12 protein-coding genes are annotated in these 19,386 nt (G+C 52.5%); 9 read left to right on the forward strand and 3 right to left on the reverse strand.

Annotation, left to right across the window (positions count from 1 at the left end; genetic code table 11):
- Together H6F80_RS25100 and H6F80_RS25105 are read left to right on the forward strand one after the other, a co-directional pair.
- Positions 1-1,014: pentapeptide repeat-containing protein (locus H6F80_RS25100; protein ID WP_190794240.1), on the forward strand; the 1,014-nt coding region annotated here is incomplete at its 5' end.
- Between the two features lie 113 nt (positions 1,015-1,127).
- Complete coding sequence (locus H6F80_RS25105; protein WP_190794241.1) at positions 1,128-3,740, forward strand: M1 family metallopeptidase; 2,613 nt, start codon at positions 1,128-1,130, stop codon at positions 3,738-3,740.
- A gap of 389 nt (positions 3,741-4,129) precedes the next feature.
- On the opposite strand, the gene H6F80_RS25110 is transcribed toward H6F80_RS25105, so the two are convergent.
- Together H6F80_RS25110 and H6F80_RS25115 are read right to left on the reverse strand one after the other, a co-directional pair.
- Positions 4,130-6,151 (reverse strand): ABC transporter ATP-binding protein/permease, encoded by a 2,022-nt coding sequence (locus H6F80_RS25110; RefSeq protein WP_190794242.1) that lies wholly within the window; start codon positions 6,149-6,151, stop codon positions 4,130-4,132.
- A 512-nt stretch (positions 6,152-6,663) separates the two neighbouring features.
- Positions 6,664-8,883: a prolyl oligopeptidase family serine peptidase gene (locus H6F80_RS25115; protein WP_518523647.1), complete on the reverse strand. Its 2,220-nt coding sequence runs from the start codon at positions 8,881-8,883 to the stop codon at positions 6,664-6,666.
- 134 nt (positions 8,884-9,017) lie between these two features.
- On the opposite strand from H6F80_RS25115, the gene H6F80_RS25120 reads away from it, so the two are divergent.
- From H6F80_RS25120 to H6F80_RS25140, 5 genes are all read left to right on the forward strand, one after another.
- Positions 9,018-11,315: a PBP1A family penicillin-binding protein gene (locus H6F80_RS25120; protein WP_190794243.1), complete on the forward strand. Its 2,298-nt coding sequence runs from the start codon at positions 9,018-9,020 to the stop codon at positions 11,313-11,315.
- A gap of 212 nt (positions 11,316-11,527) precedes the next feature.
- On the forward strand, positions 11,528-11,830 hold the full coding sequence (gene rbp, locus H6F80_RS25125) for an RNA-binding regulator (RefSeq protein WP_190794244.1): 303 nt from the start codon (positions 11,528-11,530) through the stop codon (positions 11,828-11,830).
- A gap of 136 nt (positions 11,831-11,966) precedes the next feature.
- On the forward strand, positions 11,967-13,493 hold the full coding sequence (locus H6F80_RS25130; protein WP_190794245.1) for a YcjF family protein: 1,527 nt from the start codon (positions 11,967-11,969) through the stop codon (positions 13,491-13,493).
- A gap of 434 nt (positions 13,494-13,927) precedes the next feature.
- On the forward strand, positions 13,928-15,193 hold the full coding sequence (gene sigC / locus H6F80_RS25135) for an RNA polymerase sigma factor SigC (RefSeq protein ID WP_190794246.1): 1,266 nt from the start codon (positions 13,928-13,930) through the stop codon (positions 15,191-15,193).
- A gap of 124 nt (positions 15,194-15,317) precedes the next feature.
- Complete coding sequence (locus H6F80_RS25140; RefSeq protein ID WP_190794247.1) at positions 15,318-16,148, forward strand: SWIM zinc finger family protein; 831 nt, start codon at positions 15,318-15,320, stop codon at positions 16,146-16,148.
- A gap of 102 nt (positions 16,149-16,250) precedes the next feature.
- On the opposite strand, the gene H6F80_RS25145 is transcribed toward H6F80_RS25140, so the two are convergent.
- Positions 16,251-16,436: a PCP reductase family protein gene (locus tag H6F80_RS25145; RefSeq protein WP_190794248.1), complete on the reverse strand. Its 186-nt coding sequence runs from the start codon at positions 16,434-16,436 to the stop codon at positions 16,251-16,253.
- A gap of 470 nt (positions 16,437-16,906) precedes the next feature.
- Here H6F80_RS25145 and H6F80_RS25150 point away from each other — a divergent pair, with 470 nt between their 5' ends.
- Together H6F80_RS25150 and H6F80_RS25155 are read left to right on the forward strand one after the other, a co-directional pair.
- A complete protein-coding gene (locus H6F80_RS25150; RefSeq protein WP_190794249.1) occupies positions 16,907-18,220 on the forward strand; it encodes a PQQ-dependent sugar dehydrogenase in 1,314 nt (437 codons plus the stop codon).
- Positions 18,221-18,250: 30 nt separating this feature from the next.
- Positions 18,251-19,177, forward strand: coding sequence for a UbiA family prenyltransferase (locus H6F80_RS25155; RefSeq protein ID WP_190794250.1), 927 nt, complete (start codon positions 18,251-18,253; stop codon positions 19,175-19,177).
- The last annotated feature ends 209 nt before the right edge of the window (positions 19,178-19,386 follow it).

Here is a 19,386-nt window from a genome sequence, read left to right on the forward strand (position 1 = left end):
GTTTTAGAATTTGCTGCCCAATACGCTGCCGGAGAGCGTAACTTTGCGGGCATTAATTTAGCCGGGGCGAATCTAGGCGGAATGGATCTGAGCGGAGCAAACCTGACCCAGGCAGTCCTGTCTTCGACCCAGTTCGATCGCGCGAATCTGACTCAGGTCAATCTGAGTGGAGCGTATTTGTATGGCGCAACGGTGCAGTATGCCCGCTTAACCAGTGCAAATTTAGTCGGCGCAGATTTCACTAAGGCAAACTTGAGTGGCGCAAATCTAGCGAAAGCAAATCTCACCCGAGCCCGATTTAGCGGCGCAATTTTGAAGGGTGTGAATCTGCGGCAGGCAAACCTGAGCGGGGTTAACTTTTGTGGCGCAAACTTGAGTGGGATTAATTTGCGATCGGCAAATCTGACCGAGGCCAATTTGCAGTGGGCAAACTTGAGCGGGGCAAGGCTGAGCGGCGCAATTCTCACCAATGCCAAGCTCGACAACGTGCGACTGAGCCAGGCATATCTTAACGGGGTTGATTTGCACGGAGTTGATTTAGATGGCGTAGACCTGAGCAATTCCAAGCTGAACGGCACGAATTTAAGCGGTGCAAATTTAACGGTGGCAAATCTCGACGATGTGTGTCTGCGTTGGGCAAACCTGAGCGGGGCAAATCTTCATGCAGCATCGCTAAACGGCGCAGCACTGGATCACGCAAATCTAGAATCTGCCAATCTGAACCAGTGCGACCTGATGGAGGCAACGCTGCACCATGCCAATTTGAACCGGGCAAACCTGAACGGCGCGAAGCTATACGGTGCAAATTTGAGCAGTGTGAACCTCACGAATGCTTCTCTTTGGGCAGCAAAGCTCGATCGTGCCGTTTTGCAGGATGCGAATTTATCGGGTGCGAATTTGCAAGGGGCAAGTCTTCGACAAACGGATTTGAGCCGAATTCGCTGTAGTTTGCAAACCCAGTTTCCAGAGATGAATTTGACTCCTTGTGACGATCGTTCACTAAGATATGCCTGATGAATATTTGCTTTTGCACTCTAAAAATTTTCATAATTCGATCCGCGATCGAATCGAACAGTTATAGGATCAATCAGGTGAATGTACCAATCTTCTCTGATTAATCTGCAATAATGTCTCACTCTGCAATTGAATCGGTCGCCTTTGATACCAATAACGGACGCAAATCGTTTGTTCTGCCGGGTGCGAAGCCTCACTACAACCCCGATCGTCCCGGTCAGGTCGAGCATATTGCGCTGGATCTGGTGCTGAATATCCCAGAACAAAGCTACAGCGGAACGTGCAGCATTCGGATTTGTCCGGTGCGCGACGGGGTCGATCGGCTCACGCTAGATGCAGTCAATTTGCAGATTGATTCGGTGCAGGTCGAGGACGTAGAGCAGCCGTTTGACTATGACGGTGAACGGCTTCAGGTTCGGCTCAAGCAACCCACCGAAGCGGGTCAACCGATTATGCTGGTGATTGCCTATCGGGTTGAGAAGCCCCAGCGCGGACTGTACTTTATTGCACCAACCACCGACTATCCCCAGAAATCCGTCGAGGTCTGGACACAGGGCGAAGATGAAGACTCGCGCTTCTGGTTTCCCTGCTTCGACTATCCGGGACAGTTGGCAACTTCTGAAATTCGGGTGCGAGTGCCGCGCCAGTATCTTGCCCTGTCTAACGGCGAACTGATCGACACGCAGACCGCTGGCGACGACAAAATTTATCACTGGTATCAAAAGCAGGTGCATCCCAGCTATCTGATGACGCTGGCAGTTGGCGACTTTGCCGAACTTCAGGACGAGTGGAACGGCAAGCCCGTTACCTACTATGTGGAAAAGGGACGCGAAGCCGATGCCCGTCGCACGATGGGCAAAACGCCGCAGATGATTCAGTTCTTTAGCGAGACCTTTGGCTATGACTATCCGTTTCCCAAATATGCTCAGGTCTGCGTGGAAGACTTCATCTTCGGCGGCATGGAAAATACCTCCACGACACTCCTGACCGATCGCTGCCTTCTGGATGAACGGGCTGCCCTCGATAACCGCAGTTCTGAATCGCTGGTGGCACACGAACTGGCGCATCAGTGGTTTGGCGATTTAGTCGTGATCAAGCACTGGTCGCACGCCTGGATCAAAGAAGGCATGGCAACCTACTCCGAGGTGCTGTGGACGACTCACGAATACGGCGCAGACGAAGCCGCCTATTACCGTCTGGAAACCGCCCGCAGCTATTTCAGCGAAGATGCCACCCGCTATCGCCGTCCGATCGTCACCCATATTTACCGGGAAGCGATCGAACTCTACGATCGGCATCTCTACGAAAAAGGAGCCTGCGTCTATCACATGATTCGGGCAGAGCTGGGCGACGAACTATTCTTCCGGGCGATTCATACGTTTGTGAATGACAACGCTCATCGCACCGTGGAAACGATCGATCTGCTGCGGGCGATCGACCAAGCCACCGGACGCAACTTGCAGCCCCTCTTTGATCAATACGTCTTCCGGGGCGGACATCCTGATTACAAGATCGCCTATGGGTGGGACGGCGACAGCAATCTTGCTAAGCTCACCGTCACGCAAACCCAGGCACAGGAAGGCAACGGACTCGACAGCGGCTTGTTTGACCTGCGCGTGACGATCGGCTTTGGCTACATCGATGAATCCAGCCCTGAGAAATCGGCATCCATCAAACCCTTTACGGTTCGCATTCATGAGCGCGAGCAAACCTTCTATTTTCCCCTGGCAGAAAAGCCGCAGTTTGTCAGCTTCGATCTAGGCAACCATCTGCTGAAAACGGTGACGCTGGAATATCCGATCGCCGAACTCAAGGCGCAGTTGCAGCACGATCCCGATCCGGTTTCTCGCATCTATGCGGCAGAGGCTCTGGCGAAAAAAGGCGGTCTGGAAGCGGTAAAAGCGCTGGCTCAAGCGATGCAGTCTGATTCTTTCTGGGGAGTCCGGGCGGAAGCCGCCGATCAGCTTGCATCGGTCAAGCTCGATCAGGCATTTGAGGAACTGGTCAAAGGACTGGAAGACCCAGAAGCAAGAGTCCGGCGATCGGTGGTAAACGCGCTGGCGCAAATGAAGACGATCGGCAGCTACCGAGCACTGAAGAAACTGGCAGAAGCAGGCGATCCCAGCTATTACGTCGAGGCGGCTGCATTGTCTGCTTTGGGAACTGTCGCCGCCGGAAAACTGGAGGGTAAATCGAAAGAAGAAAAGGTGCTGAAGCTCTATCGATCGGTTTTACAGGAGCGGGCAGGCTGGAACGAAACGGTACGCAGCGGCGTAATCCTTGGACTGAGCAAACTCAAAACTTCAGAAGCTGCCCTCGATCTGATTCTGGAATACACCGCAGCAGGCATACCCCAGGCACTCCGTCTGGCGGCAATCCGGGCACTCGGCGCAATCTCCACTGGACAAAATAACGTCAACCTGGAGCGCATTCTCAATCGTCTGGACGAACTTTCCCGCGAATCGTTCTTCCTGACGCAGGTTTCCACCAGCATTGCATTAGGACAAATGGAAACCGTAAAGGCAATCGGCATCCTCAGCGCACTGGCAGACCAAACCCCTGATGGCAGAGTCCGCCGTCTGGCAGAAGAGGCGATCGAGCGCGTCCAAAAAGCCGTGAAGCAAGATCAGGCAGTCCAGAAACTCCAGGAGGAACTGGATCAGCTCAAGAAAGATAATCAGGAACTCAAGAGCCGCTTGGAGACGCTGGAAGCAAAGGCAAAATAAACGCAAACCCTCGATCGCCACTGTCCTTCCTCAGCGCAAAGCCCAAAACAGGATACTGCGCGGATTGTCAGATCGGAGAAACCACCGAAACAGGCGATCGATTAGTCAAAGTACCATACACCCAAAGTACACTACACCTTTGACCCTGAAGCCCAAACTCTAACAGAAACGCTGCTCAATCCTTAGACCAAGCAGCCCGTCGATCGCACCCGATCGTCTTCTTCCGCGTCGCGCCATGAGGGAAATTCATGCGTCGATCGATTTCTTAAGCATTCTTGTGAGGTGGATGTCCCCGTCCGTTCAGTGCAACATCTCTATTTCCCAAGCAGAATTTCCCAAGCGGAGGAAGATGCTCACCCCACAAAAACCAAACTATTAAATTTCAGTTTCTAAGCAAACGCCTCCAAATCTACCTTGTACTCCTCTGTCGGAACCAACTGCCAGCTTGTATCCGGCTCCAGCTTCAGTACGTAGTCGTGATACTTCAGCAAGCTGGTGCGGTGTCCGACGCTGATGAAGGTGGTTTGGGTATCACGGAGCGTTTGGTAGAGCCGCTGTTCATTCGCCAGATCGAGCGCACTGGTGGCTTCGTCTAGAATGGCGTAGCGCGGTTTGGTCAGCAGCAAACGGGCAAAGGCAAGCCGCTGCTGTTCGCCCAAAGACAGCACATCCGACCAGTCGAGAATTACATCAAAGCCACCGACGCGCTCCGGCAAGTCTGCTAAGTTAACTTGCTTCAGCACACGATACACATCTTCGTCGTTGACTGCGTTGTTTTCCAGATTGGGATAAAGCAACTGATCGCGCAAGGTTCCCAGCACCATGTAGGGGCGCTGCGGCAAAAACAGCATTTCCTTCAGATTCGGACGACCGATGCGCCCGGTTCCCGTGTTCCACAATCCGGCGATCGCCCGCAGCATCGAGCTTTTGCCCACCCCGCTCTGACCGACAATCACCAAGCCCTGTCCGGGTTGCAGCGTCATCGACAAATCACTGGTTAGTGTCCGTTGACCTTTGGGCGTTTGCAGCGTCACGCGATTGAGAGAAATTTGCGGTTCTTCAACCAGATCGATCTTGGTTTGTCCTTCGGGATAAATCTTGTCCTGTTCTTGCAGGGCTTCGGTAAAGGTTTCCAAACGGTTGATTCCGGCAGCGAAGGCACTGATTCGCTCAACCTGCCCATAAAGCACAAAGACTGCAAAAGCAGCAAGTACCTGGCTAAAGGCAAAGTTTGCCTGAGTAATATCACCAAACTGAATCTGTCCAGCAAAAAACAGCGGGGCCATAATCAACGAGGGCAAAATCACGATCGCATACTCATACCCTTTAGTGAAGAAAGAAAGGTTTCGCTGCCAGCGAATCAGGAAGTTGAAGTTTTGCAGAACCCGATTAAATCGCTGTCCTAATTGCCCAATTTCCTGATTTTCTCCCCGATAAAAGGCAATTGATTCAGCGTTGTCCCGAACGTGAATCAACCCATAGCGAAAATCTGCTTCGCGTTTTAATTGCAGGAAGTTGAGCGTAATCAGCCGTTTACCAAAAATGGCAACGACGATCGTCCCAAAAATGGCATAGCCAATCAAAAACACCGACAGAGTTCTGGAGATTGACCAGAGAATTCCGGTAAAGGAAATGAGATCAAGAACTGCACCCAAAATCAGCAGCAAATAATACAAGCTTGTATTCGTAAAGCCGCGAATATCTTCAGAAATTCGTTGGTCAGGGTTATCAATATTTTCGTCGTTATTAATTTCGTAGTAGGCGCGATTGCTGAAGTATTCGTTGAGAAACTTTCCGGTCATCCATTCTCGCCAGTAAAGCCCCAGCACGTCCTGCAAATAACTGTAGATCACTACGATCGGCGTACCGACGACAAATACACCCGCATACACAAACAAAAACAGCCAGAAAGTCGGCTGGTCTTTGTCTGCCAACGCAGTCATAAAGAAGTTGCTAACATAGCTAATCGTCACGTTTAAGCCGCTTACCGCCAGCGAGAGCAGCAGCAGTGACGACAGCAAAAGCCACTGCCTCCAGCGGGGTAATACATTACGTCTTGCTAGGAAAAACCCGATCGCCGGAATCAGCAGCGCAGTGAGGACGATCGCGACCCCAGGCGAAGTCCAAACCGCTCGCACAAGGCCGACGAATCCGCCTGCCGTTTGTTCCATAAACTGCGGAAAAAGCTGCTGACAAAGCATTGTCACGCCGCTAATCAGCACAAATAAAAACGCAAACAAAAACACGATCAGCAGTACCAGCAGCCCAAAGAAAACCTTGCCGCTGCCTGGTGTAGCGGGATACCAGTAAGGCTGGGCGATCGCCACAAAGCGATTCCAGAGTTTCCAGTCGAAGCGACTTAGCCGACGTAATGATTCCTGTGAAGAATTCGGGGCAGTTGCAGTGGTCATTCGCAATAGAACCAGCGATAGAAATTTAGATGTTTTCAGTCATTCTATCGACCTATTTTAGGAGTTTATTCTGCGATCGGTGGTTCATTGCGATCGATTTCTTTTTGTTTCGATCCAGATGAATTCGATTTATTGCAGTGAATTTGATTCGCAGTGTGACGGCAAAAGACGATGTGTTAGACGAAATGTTCCTACTCAAGACGAGAGCTGTTTTTCCCACATCAGAGTTAAAGCTCTCCCGAATCAACTCTGATGTAGATTCAAGTTCTCTAAGCAGTGTTCGATGTGTTGCAGCCCCCTAAATCCCCGAATTCTGGGGGACTTTGAACTGAGGGAAGGCTTTTAAGCAGTGGTAAAGGTTAGAGGGCGAATAAGAAAGATTTTCCCCTTAGAGATGTGTCCACATCGCAGCCAACCCTGATGGAACCGAGCTAATAATGCTAACTGTCAAAGTCCCCAAAATTGGGGGATTTAGGGAGCAATGCAGGATCTTCCCACGCCCAAAATCCCTTCTACGACTGCGTTTTCTCCTCCACTCTCAACGTCCGCAGCAAAAACGCCCAGCGATCGGCAACTTCCTCAATAATTTTGGCAGTTGGCTTTCCGGCTCCGTGTCCTGCCTTCGTTTCGATCCGAATCAGCACCGGGTTCTCGCCCTGATGGGCTGCCTGCAAAGCTGCCGCAAATTTGAAGCTGTGTGCCGGAACCACGCGATCGTCATGGTCTGCCGTAGTAATCATTGTTGCCGGATAAGCCGTTCCCAGTTTGAGATTGTGCAGCGGCGAATAGGCGTAGAGGGTCTGAAACTCCTCAGGATTCTCCGGCGAACCGTACTCAGCACACCATGCCCAGCCGATCGTGAACTTGTGGAACCGCAGCATATCCATCACGCCCACCGCAGGTAGAGCCGCCCCAAACAAATCCGGTCGCTGAGTCATGCAGGCTCCCACTAGCAAACCGCCATTGCTACCACCGCCGATCGCCAGTTTCTGGGGCTGGGTGTATTTGTTCTCGATCAGCCACTCTGCCGCCGCGATGAAATCATCAAACACATTTTGCTTGTTCAGCTTCATGCCCGCCTGATGCCAGTCTTCGCCATATTCGCCGCCGCCCCGCAGGTTTGCCATTGCATACACGCCGCCCAACTCCATCCAGACCAGATTGGCAGGTGAAAAAGAAGGCGTGAGCGAAATATTAAACCCGCCGTAGGCATAAAGGTAGGTCGGATTGTTGCTATCCAGCGCCAGTCCCTTCTTGTGGGTAATAAACATTGGGATCTGCGTCCCGTCTCTGCTGGTGTAAAACACCTGGCGCGTCTCGTAATCATCCGGGTTGAAATCGACCTGCGGCTGACGGAACAGCGTACTTTCCCCGGTGATCATGTCATAGCGATAAATTGTGGGCGGCGTGGTGAAACTCGTAAAGCTGTAGAAGGTTTCCGTATCGTGTCGCTCTCCCCCAAATCCCCCGGCTGAACCCAGTCCAGGCAGTTCCACCTCGCGCACAAAGCGACCGTCCAGGTCAAAAATCTTTACCTGCGTCCGGGCATCTTTCAGATAAGACGCTACAAACTGGTTGTTCAGTATCCCCACACCTTCCAGCGTTTCCGCTGCCTGCGGGATAATTTCCTTCCAGTTTGATTTGTCGGGACTGGTCAGGTCGATCGCAATCACCCGACCGCGCGGCGCGTCCAGATCGGTCTGTATCCAGAAAGTCGTGCCCTCATTATCAATCACGCTGTAGCTGGCTTCAAAGGTATTAATCAGCTCGACCACCGGAGCATTTTCCTGGCTCAAGTCTTTGTAAAACACCAGATTGCGCGAATCTGTGCCCAGCCACACCGAAATAATCAAATACCGTCCGTCCTCGGTCACGCCACCACCAAAGCCCCACTCCTTCTGGTCGGGACGCTCATAGATCAACACATCCTCAGACTGCGATGTACCGAGTCGGTGATAGTAAAGCTTCTGGAAATAGTTCACGTCCTCCAGCTTGGTCGCTTCGTTCGGCTCATTGTAGCGAGAGTAAAAGAAGCCCTGATGATCTGGCGTCCAGCTTGCCCCCGAAAACTTGATCCACTTCAAATGATCCGGCAGATCCTCGCCCGTCTCGACATCGCGCACCTTCCACTCCTGCCAGTCCGACCCTGCGGTGGACAAGCCATACGCCATCCGTTTCGCATTCTTGCTGATCGCCAGCCCCGACAGCGCGACCGTTCCATCTTCCGAAAGCTTGTTGGGATCAAGCAAAACCCGCGCCTCTGCATCTAGATTCGGCAAGGTGTACAGCACGCTCTGATTTTGCAGCCCATCATTCTTAAAGTAGAAATAGCGCGATTCCTCTTTAAACGGAATGCCGTACTTCTCGTAGTCCCAGAGTGCCGTCAACCGCTGCTGAATTCGATCGCGGCTCGGAATCTCCTTCAAAAACCCAAACGAAACCTGATTTTGCGCCTCAACCCAGGCTTGGGTTTGTTCACTGTTGGGGTCTTCCAGCCAACGATAAGGATCAGCCACCACAACGCCATGATAGTCATCCACTTGGTCAACCGCAGGGCTTTGCGGATAAGCTAGGGACTGGGAAAGGGGGTGGGAAGAAGGAGTCATAAGACGATCGCCTGCCGCTTTTCTGAGGTGAACTGCCACGACGAACACAAATCCGCCGCTCTCTTCATTGTAATTATCTCCAAAACTCCCCAAGCGGAATCCCAATCCCCTCACCCATTCACCCATCTACTCATCCACCTAACTCCCCACACAAAAAACGATCAAAAAGCCCCAACCTTTCTGGAAACCCCCATGCCCCAACTTGTATCTCAATAAGATGTTTGATGATACGCGTTGCCTGATTGCGGCATAATTCTGGCATGACTCCTCCCCAGACACCCAACCCAGCCCCAAATCCTCAGCCGCCCAATCCTTCACCCAACCCGCCGAAAACCCTCTTGGGGGCACTGACTCAGGCGGTGCGAACGGTGCAGGCGCGGGTCGATTTTACCAAGCTTCGGCTTAAGCCTAATGCCAGAGTCCCCGAACTTCTGGTGCAGGATGCCGACGCAACCCAGGCTGAAACCTATCCCTTGCTGGGCGAACGCTACCTGCTAGGACGCAGCTCCAAGTCCTGCGATATCGTGGTGCGAAATCCGGTTGTGAGTCAGGTTCATCTGTCGCTGACGCGGGATAAGCGCAAGCCGAATGCGCCCTTTGTGCTGCGCGACGAAAATTCGACCAACGGAATCTATCGCGGCAAGCGGCGAGTCACCAAGTTTCCCCTGCGGCATGGGGATATTTTGACTCTAGGGCCCCCAGAACTGGCGGCAGCCGTCCGCGTTCAGTATCACGATCCCCCACCTTGGTATGTCAGAGCCTTTCGCTACGGGCTATATGGCGCAACAGGGGTGACTGCGCTCACGGCTTGCTGGGTCGGGTTAGAGTGGCAAAAGTTCTCGGTGCGTCCGCTGCCTGCCTCAGTTCAAGGTCCGGTCGTCGTTTATACGCGAGACGGAAAAACGCCGCTCAGCACCGTAGAAACTCGTCCGCACGTCGAGATGAAGCAGCTCAGCGATTTTTCGCCCTATCTGGCGGAAGCGGTGATTGCCTCAGAAGATACTCGCTACTACTGGCATTTAGGCGTTGATCCGCTCGGTATTTTGCGGGCGGCCGTCATCAACGTTCGGGACGGCCAAATCCTGGAAGGTGGCAGTACCGTCACCCAGCAGCTTGCCCGCAGCATTTTCCGTGACTATGTAGGAACCGAAGACTCTGCCGGACGCAAACTGCGTGAAGCGGTTGCTGCCTTGAAGCTAGAGACTTTTTACAGCAAAGACGACCTGATGCTGACCTATCTGAATCGGGTTTATCTGGGGAACGGGAACTACGGCTTTGAGGACGCGGCACAGTTTTACTTCGGCAAATCTGCTAAAGACCTTTCGCTGTCAGAAGCCGCAACGCTGGTCGGAATTTTGCCTGCGCCGAACCGCTTTAATCCGGTGCGGGACTACGAGACGGCAGTGCAGTTTCGTGATCGCGTTCTCAACCGCATGGCAGCCCAGGGCAAAGTCAGCCAGGAAGACGCCCAACGTGCCCGTCGATCGCGCATCGAAATTAATCCCGCAGCCGTTAAGCAGCTGCAAAGCACGATCGCCCCTTATTTCTACGGTGAGGTGTTTGCGGAACTCGAACGCCTGCTAGGAGAGCAGCTCGCCCAGGAAGGAAATTTTGTCGTCGAAAGCACCCTCGATCAGCGAATTCAGCAGGTCGCAGAATCCTCACTGAGAACTGCCGTAACGGACACGGGCACCTCGGTAGGTTTCTCGGAAGGGGCAATGGTGACGCTAGATTCCCAGTCGGGCGAAGTACTGTCAATGGTCGGTGGTGCGGACTACCAGCAGAGCCAGTTTAATCGGGCAACCCAGGCATATCGCCAGCCCGGATCGACATTCAAAATCTTTGCCTATGTTGCCGCACTGGAGCAGGGAACCTCGCCCTATACCTCGTTTTCCTGTGCCCCGTTGACCTGGGAGGGACAGTCGTTTGAGGGCTGTCGATCGGGCAGCGGCAGTCTGGATATGTTTGGGGCAGTGGCTCAATCCGAGAATCCGGTCGCACTGCGGGTGGCGCAAGACGTGGGACTCGATCGCGTCATTCAAACCGCAAAGCGAATGGGCATCACGGCTGATCTGCAGGCTACCCCCGGATTGATTCTGGGACAAAGCGAAGTGAATCTGCTCCAGCTCACGGGTGCCTTTGGCGTACTGGCAAATCAGGGAGTAAGCCATCGTCCTCACTTAATCCGCCGCATTTTTGACAGCAGCGATTGCCAGAATGTGAACGATGCAAGAACGTGCCGTGTGATTTACGACTACAGCAAAGACGCAGAGGCAAATGTCACCGTTCTCTCACCTGAAGTTGCAAATACCATGACTTCCTTGCTGCAAGGGGTTGTGCAGTCGGGCACCGGACGAGCTGCCTCTCTCGGTTTAGGTGAAGCAGGCAAAACAGGAACAACCAATGACAATGTTGACCTCTGGTTTGTTGGCTACATTCCTAGCCAATCACTGGTGACAGGAGTTTGGTTTGGTAACGATGACAACACCCCAACGAACGGCACAAGCGGCGATGCAGCCCAGCTTTGGGGAAACTTCATGGGACAGATTGCCCGATAAAAAACCCTAAGAATTTTCCATCGATACTATTGCAAAATATCAGTGTCTTTTGAATTTTAAAAAAGATGTTTTCTATTTTGCTGCGCTAACTCAATAGATCCGCTATTATTGCTTGCAAAGCAGTACTGGATTGCAGTTTAATGGGAATCATCTTCTCGTCTACCCTGCGTTTCCTTGAACTGCCACTCGTCTCGAATGGTTTGGAGAGAATTGTGACTATTTACGTTGGCAACCTGTCTTTTCAGGCAACTGAAGAGGATCTACGGGAAGTTTTCGCTGAGTATGGAAAAGTGAGTCGAGTCAGCTTACCAACCGATCGGGAAACCGGAAGGAAGCGGGGCTTTGCATTCGTCGAAATGGAAGACGATGCTCAAGAGCAAAAGGCGATCGACGAACTTGACGGCGCAGAATGGCTCGGTCGCGAAATTCGAGTCAACAAAGCCAAACCCCGTGAAGAGGGCGGTGGCGGTGGTGGTGGTGGTCGTCGGAATGGCGGTGGCTATCCGAGAGGCTAGATGGTAACGCTTCTTCGATCGCATCCGGCAGCAGACGGCAACTCCTCTAAATGAGCTCCTCTAAATGAGCTAAAGAAGCTGCTTTCTATCGGTTCGGTAAGATCAAAAGAAGAACCCTTTATTTCTAGAGCCGCTCATGTCTCGGTCAAGTCTTTTGTTAGTCCTGGTTGGCATCATCCTGGTGTTGGGGCTAACGATTTGGCTAATCGGTTCCTTGTCACAGCTCTACTACAGCATTGCGTGGACATCGCCACTGCTGGCAAATTTGCTGCTGTTCCTCTTGATTGGACTGTTTGCAGCACTGGCGATCGTCCTGTTCTATTATGCGCTGCGATTCACGAAGCCAAAGCAACCCAAGCGGCTGCCGACTGTTCCTGTCGAAAAGGTCGATGCGGCAAGAGAGACGCTGCGGGCAGTACAGCAGCAAATTGACCAGATCGAAGACGAAGTCACCCGTCAGGCTCTTGCCAGCCGCACCCGTGAAATCGAAGAAAGCCTCAGCCGTCGGGAAATTCGAGTCGTGATCTTTGGCACAGGCTCTGCAGGCAAAACGTCCCTGATCAACGCGATTATCGATCGCATTACCGGACAAACGGCGGGGGGGCAGGTTGGCGCACCGATGGGAACCACCTGTGTAGAATCCACCTCAAGACTCCAGCTTCGCGGCTTGGGACGAGAGATTTTGCTGACTGACACCCCCGGAATCCTGGAAGCAGGCATCGCAGGAACAGAACGAGAACAGGCGGCGCGAAAGCTAGCGACCGAAGCCGATTTGCTGCTGTTTGTGGTCGATAACGATTTGCGCCAGTCTGAATACACCGTGCTTCGATCGCTTCTCACTATCGGCAAACGATCGCTCCTCGTCTTCAACAAAACCGATTTATATCCCGAAGCCGACCTGGAAGCCCTGATTGCTCAGATTCAGCAGCGGCTTCAAGATTTAATCTCAGCAGAAGATATCATTCCGATCGCCGCCAACCCTCAGCCCGTGCAGCTCGAAAGCGGCGAATGGCTCACCCCTGAACCCGATATCTTTCCTTTGCTTCAGCGCATCGCAGCCGTTTTGCGATCGGAAGGCGAAAATTTGGTGGCGGACAACATTCTGCTGCAATCCCAGCAGCTTAGCGAAGCGGCACGGCAGCAAATCGACGACCAGCGACGACAGCAGGCAGAAAAAGTTGTCGATCGCTATCAGTGGATTGTAGCAGGAGCCGTTACCGTCACTCCTTTACCGGGAGTCGATCTGTTAGCAACGGCGGCAATTAACGCCCAAATGGTGATCGAGCTGGGGCGCATCTACGGCTGCGAAATTAATCTGGAGCGAGGAAAGGATCTGGCAATTTCCTTAGCAAAAACCCTGGTCAGTCTGGGCGTGGTGCGCGGCGCGTTTGAACTGCTCTCAATTACGCTGCAAACCAATGTGGGAACCTTTCTCGTCGGTCGAGCCATTCAAGGCGTGACGGCAGCCTATCTCACACGAATTGCTGGAAAAAGCTTTATCGAATACTTCCGTCGCAATCAAGACTGGGGCGACGGCGGCATGACGGAAGTGGTGCAGGAACAGTTTCGCCTGAATCAGCGCGACGAGTTCATCCGAGCCTTTATGCAGGATGCGATCGACCGAGTGGTGCAGCCGCTAGTTAATGCTAAGCAGGCTCCTTGAAAGGCGATTTGATTTGAAAAGTGAACTTGTGACCTGAACTGCTTCCAGTTTCTGGCTAGCTTGTACATCTGCGTTAAGTCGGCGATCGTTGTAGGTTTTGCAGTTCCCTGATACTTCTCTAAACGCCTGATAAAAAACTCGATCGCACCGTAATCTTTACTTCAACTTGATAAAGCAACTTCATTCCTTCAAGCAGCAATTCGGGAATCACCGATACAAAGAATGTAGGTTAGAGAGTTCCCTGCATAATTCAGAACTGCCGTGATTTAAATCAATCACGAATTGGGTGTATCCGTCACAATTTGCAAAGCCAATCGAGCAAGACGTGAAACTTCACGCTGCTTAAAGAAGTCGTGGTTAATTAGCCCCCAAAGTGGGAACACTCTTGACAGGCAATCTATGCCCCCTTACACCGGAGCACTGAGACGAACACTATGACAGCAAGACCTTTTCGCGCTGATCTTGATTACGCTGAATCAGCCAGTGTCGTCAACTTTGAAATGAATGGTGAACACGATGCCTCTGACTTCTCTTTGGAACAGGCAGAAACAGAGCTAGTCAGCCTGGACTTTGAGGATGCAGATCCAAATCAACTTTTGCGAAACGCCAACCGACGCACCACTGATCTTGTGCGGCTCTATCTCCAGGAAATCGGGCGGGTGCGGTTGCTGGGACGCGATGAAGAAGTTTCAGAAGCCCAAAGCGTTCAACGCTATATGCGCCTGGTAGAGCTTCGTAATGAAGCTGCCGAAAAAGGTGATGCAGAGATCCAGCCCTACGTGAAGCTGCTTGACATTCACGATCGGCTTGCCTCGCACCTTGGTCATCGTCCTTCCTGGGAACGGTGGGCAGTTGAAGCCGAAACCACCGTTGCTGATCTAAAAATAATGCTGTCCACCGGAAAGCGTCGCTGGGCAGAGCTGTCGGAAATGACCCCAGCAGAGCTGGACCAAGTTAAAAACGAAGGAACCCGCGCCAAAGATCACATGATCAAGGCGAATTTGCGTCTGGTTGTCTCGGTTGCCAAGAAGTATCAGAATCGCGGACTTGATTTGCTGGATCTGATCCAGGAAGGAACACTGGGTCTGGAACGTGCCGTCGAGAAATTTGACCCCACCAAGGGTTATCGATTCAGCACCTATGCGTACTGGTGGATTCGTCAGGGCATTACCCGCGCGATCGCCACTCAAAGCCGCACAATCCGCCTGCCCGTTCACATCACCGAGAAGCTCAACAAAATCAAGAAGGCGCAGCGCAAGATTTCCCAGGAAAAAGGCAGAACTGCCTCAATGGAGGACATCGCCGCCGAACTGGAAATGTCGCCTAGCCAGGTGCGAGAAGTGCTGCTGCGCGTACCCCGTGCCGTTTCGCTGGAAACCAAGGTGGGCAAAGAGCGGGATACGGAGCTGGGCGAACTGCTGGACGATCGCGACGGTGTAACTCCTGAGGAGCTGCTGATGCGCGAGGCACTCCACCGAGATCTTCAACAGCTCCTCACCGACCTCACTACTCGCGAACGCGATGTGATCCAAATGCGGTTTGGCTTGGGCAACGGTCAACCCTATTCACTGGCAGAAATTGGACGGGCACTCGATCTCTCTCGTGAACGCGTTCGCCAGATTGAAGCCAAGGCACTGCAAAAGCTCAGACAGCCAAAGCGACGCAACCGCGTCCGGGACTATCTAGAATCACTCAGCTAGTTCAACCAGCGAGTTCAATCCACTTGCAAAAACTGATTCTTCATCATAACGATTCGCCTAAAAAACGATGAGTGCTAGGAACTGGGCTAATCCCCGGTTCTTTTTATTTGTTTATACTGATTGCATGACTTACGATACACAGGCAAGCCGGGAATGGTGGGCACAACGCTGGATCGATGTGCTGGAGTCATTTGGCTGGGTGCGACGACTCGCCCGTGCCCGAAACTATGCGCGGGAAGGCAATGTGCTAAAAATTGAGTATCAGGGCGCCAAAGTCTCTGCACTCGTCCAGGGCACCGCACCCGAACCCTACAAAGTTAGCCTTTCTCTCGACCCATTTAACGATGAGCAGTGGCAGTATGTGATCGAGTCGATGGCAGAACGCGCCATTTTCTCAGCCAAGCTGCTGGCGGGCGAGATGCCGCAAAATATCGAAGAAGTGTTTACAGCGAACGGGCTGAGCCTGTTTCCGCTCACAAAGTTTGACATCCACAGCCGCTGTTCCTGTCCTGATCCGGCGAATCCCTGCAAGCATATTGGCGCACTTTACTATGTGCTGGGCGATCGCTTTAGCGAAGATCCGTTTGTGCTGTTTCAGCTTCGGGGACGCACTAAGGAGCAGATCATTACCGCTCTGCGGGAAATGCGAAGCGCGAAGACCGAAGGCGAATCTGACCTACCCCCGATCGAGACCGCTTCAACAAATCAAATTTCCCTCGATCGCTTCTGGCAGTACGATCAGCAGCTTGAGCCGTCTCTTGTCGTGATTGCGCCGCCGCCCAGCAGCGAAACGGTTCTGGATATTTTAGGAACGTTGCCCCTGAAATCTGACACGCCAGGCAATCAGGCGATCGTCTCAGCCCAGCACGTTCAGGAATATCTCAAATCCCTCTATGCCCAGGTGAGCCAGCAAGCGGTCCTCGCTGCGATGTCTACCGGAAATCAGGACAACTAATGCAGCTAGTTTTCAGCAATTGCTGGAAATAAGGCGATGCAAAGCAGTTCCCCTACGGGGTAATCGAGAAGCAATTCGAGAAAAATAGGATTGCCCAAATTACTATTGCCCAAATTCTAATCGGGCTTGCTCGACCAATTCTGGTGTCACCGTGTCTAGTTCTGCTTCACGGGCGAGGGCTTCAATGCGCTGTCTTGCCTGCGATCGGACGAAGAAAGGGATGTTTTTTAGCTTCGCTTCGGCTTCGGCAGTCCAAGTGGGGGAGTCGGAGAAGTGGGGGGTTGACATGATGAGGAGATGGGGGATGAGGAGATGAAGGGGAGGCTGTTAGACGTGCTTGCAGAGTGGGAGAGAGATAGGGGCTTGAGTTCAATTTTGTCTTGAATTTAGAACTCTCGAGCTGCTCTGGAAACAGATCAACATAATGGAATTATAGATAAGCTATTATCTATAGCTGAAGCAGCATTCTTTCACTTCGATAGTCGCTTGCCATTAATCTACTTGCCATTCGATCACCTCTTTCAGTTTGCCTTGCTTACAGTTTGCCTTGTTCAACGATTGCTGTGTCAGGGTTTACCTCAGTCGTAGCCCAGTATCTAGACACGAATTTGTTTTCATTACAAGTTCTTACTGCAAGGTTTCGTTGCAAGGTTTCATTGCAAACCGATCGCGCAGGTCTACAGCATGTTTAGCGCAGGTTTAGCCTGTTTACTCAAACCTTGATTTACGCTAGCCCGATTCAAAAGGAGTTAGTTGCTATGCTTCACCGGATTCAACCCAAAATTCAGAATCGTTTGCAGCTTGTGCAGCGATCGTTCAAGACTGCCTTTGCCAGGGGCATATTACTCTTTGTAGTTGCGGGCTGTGCTGTGCCTCAAATTTCATCGGCTCCTTCCACGAGTTCTCCGGCAACGGGCACTAGTTCTGAGCCGGCTACTGCCACAAAAGAGAACAATCAGACTGGAGGATCTAATCAAACGATCGCTCAGGCTCCTGCTTCTGGTGCAGCGCAACGCTATCGACAAACGGTTGTTCTAGACGGGCTAGAGCATCCCTGGAGTATGGCATGGCTTCCCGATGGGGCAATGCTGGTGACAGAGCGACCGGGGCGGCTGCGAATTGTGCGCAATGATGTGCTTGATCCAACGCCGATCGCCGGAGTACCACCCGTGTTTGCATCGGGGCAGGGCGGATTGATGGAGGTGTCGCTTCACCCGCAGTTTGCCCAAAATCGGTTTGTTTACCTGACTTATTCTCACGGCAATGCCTCCGCCAATCAAACCCGTGTAGCGCGTGGTGTGCTGGAGGGTCAAACCTTGCGCGATGTGCAGACCATTTTTGAAGCGGCTCCGCAAAAGTCGAGCACGCAGCATTTTGGCTCCCGGATTCAATGGCTCCCCGATGGAACGATGCTGGTGTCGATCGGTGATGGCGGCAACCCACCTGTTTCGCTTAACGGCGATCTAATTCGCAGGCAGGCACAAAATTTGCAAAGCCGTCTTGGTAAGATTGTGCGGCTCAACGATGACGGCTCGATTCCTGCTAATAATCCGTTTGCATCGAATGCCAATGCTGATCCGGCAATCTGGAGCTACGGACACCGCAATATTCAGGGGCTGACCCTTAATCCGGCAACGGGGCAAGTTTGGGCAACGGAACACGGGGCACGGGGCGGCGATGAGCTAAATCAAATGCAGGCAGGCAATAACTATGGGTGGCCCCTGGTCACTTACAGCCGGGAATATTCAGGCGGCGAAATTTCCTCAGAACGATCGCGCCCCGGATTAATCGACCCCAAAACGGTCTGGCAATCTGGCATTGCACCCTCTGGTCTGACCTTTTACACGGGCGATCGACTCTCTGGCTGGAAGGGCGATTTGTTTGCCGGAGGACTGGTGGGACAGGCAATCCAGCGCATTGATCTCGATGCTTCAGGAAACGTGGTGGGTCAACAGACGATCGCCATCAATCAGCGCGTGCGGGATGTGCGTCAGGGTCCAGATGGCTTGCTATATGTTTTAACGGATGAATCTAACGGACAGATGATTCGCATTGAGCCTGTTGCTCCCTAGCATCAAGATAATTCTGCTCTTGATTGGCTGATGCAAAAAGTTCGTTTATTTCTGTTCGAGTCGGTGCTTGAGCCTGCTCGACCGCGCTGGGTTTATCCGTTGGTGCTCAGATGCCTGCATTTTCTGATCGATTCCAGCCTGTGGACAGCTGCCGCGCTTGCTTCTCTAGTGTTTTTTGTTCAGCAGACTTTGCGCCTGCCTCCCGGCACTCTCCCGATCGCCCTCATTTTCTGTGCCGCGCTAACGTTTTATAACCTCGATCGCTTTGCCGATGCGATGATGCCGGACCGTTCGAATGAGCAGCTTCCGGCTTTTCATCGTAGTCCGGCGATTGTGCTGCTGATGCTGGGGGCGGGGGTGGCGACAGTTGTTTTGCTGGTTCAAGCTCCGATCGCCGTGCAAAAGGTCAGCATTGTGGGATTCATTGCGCTAGCGTATGGCATTCCTTTGTTTCCACGACAGCTTTCGCATCGGCACGATCGACAAACGCGCTGGCATCGCATCAAAGATATTCCCGGTGCAAAAGCCTGGATCGTCTGCGCCACGATCGCTTACGCACTGACTGCCATTCCGCTTGCCTATGCAAATCAGCCATTTACCCCTGCTGCCGTTCTCACAGCCGTCTTTCTGCTGATGGTGACGGGTTCCAATGCCCATGTGTTTGACATTCGTGACCTGAATGACGATCGCAAACAGGGCGTACCCACTCTACCTGTTTTGGTGGGTATCCCCTCAACCCGAATTCTGTTAACTGGATTCAATGCGGTTGGACTCGCTGGATTGCTGGGTGGCTGGATTAACGGTTGGAACATTCCCTCAGTTGCAATTGTGCTGCCGATGCTGCTGCTGACGCTGGCTTGTGTCTGGACATTAACCCCAGAAACGGAGCGATCGATTTACAACGTTTGGGTCGATGGGCTGCTGTTTTTACCCGCTCTGGGAGTTGGGCTAATGTGAACAAAGCAGCCTCTTAATGGGACTAAGCAAATGCTTAAAAAGCCCTAATAATCGATCAGTTTTGCGACGCGATCGAGGATGCCATGCTGCAATTGCACAGTCTTCAGCTTCGTACAGCAGTTTGGGGTACATCAGGGGTACATCAGGAGCTAAAAAAATCCCCACGCCGATATCAGCGCAGGGAACAGAAATCAAGAACAGGAGAAGAT

It is taken from the genome of Leptolyngbya sp. FACHB-711 (assembly GCF_014695615.1).
GTDB lineage: Bacteria > Cyanobacteriota > Cyanobacteriia > Elainellales > Elainellaceae > Leptolyngbya_A.

Excerpts from the sequence above, each read along its gene's own strand:
- H6F80_RS25105 (WP_190794241.1), top strand. The coding sequence starts at position 1,128 with ATGTCTCACTCTGCAATTGAATCGGTCGCCTTTGATACCAATAACGGA.
- H6F80_RS25110 (WP_190794242.1), bottom strand. The coding sequence starts at position 6,151 with ATGACCACTGCAACTGCCCCGAATTCTTCACAGGAATCATTACGTCGG.
- H6F80_RS25115 (WP_518523647.1), bottom strand. The coding sequence starts at position 8,883 with ATGGGTGAATGGGTGAGGGGATTGGGATTCCGCTTGGGGAGTTTTGGA.
- H6F80_RS25120 (WP_190794243.1), top strand. The coding sequence starts at position 9,018 with ATGACTCCTCCCCAGACACCCAACCCAGCCCCAAATCCTCAGCCGCCC.
- H6F80_RS25130 (WP_190794245.1), top strand. The coding sequence starts at position 11,967 with ATGTCTCGGTCAAGTCTTTTGTTAGTCCTGGTTGGCATCATCCTGGTG.
- sigC (WP_190794246.1), top strand. The coding sequence starts at position 13,928 with ATGACAGCAAGACCTTTTCGCGCTGATCTTGATTACGCTGAATCAGCC.
- H6F80_RS25140 (WP_190794247.1), top strand. The coding sequence starts at position 15,318 with ATGACTTACGATACACAGGCAAGCCGGGAATGGTGGGCACAACGCTGG.
- H6F80_RS25145 (WP_190794248.1), bottom strand. The coding sequence starts at position 16,436 with ATGTCAACCCCCCACTTCTCCGACTCCCCCACTTGGACTGCCGAAGCC.
- H6F80_RS25150 (WP_190794249.1), top strand. The coding sequence starts at position 16,907 with ATGCTTCACCGGATTCAACCCAAAATTCAGAATCGTTTGCAGCTTGTG.
- H6F80_RS25155 (WP_190794250.1), top strand. The coding sequence starts at position 18,251 with ATGCAAAAAGTTCGTTTATTTCTGTTCGAGTCGGTGCTTGAGCCTGCT.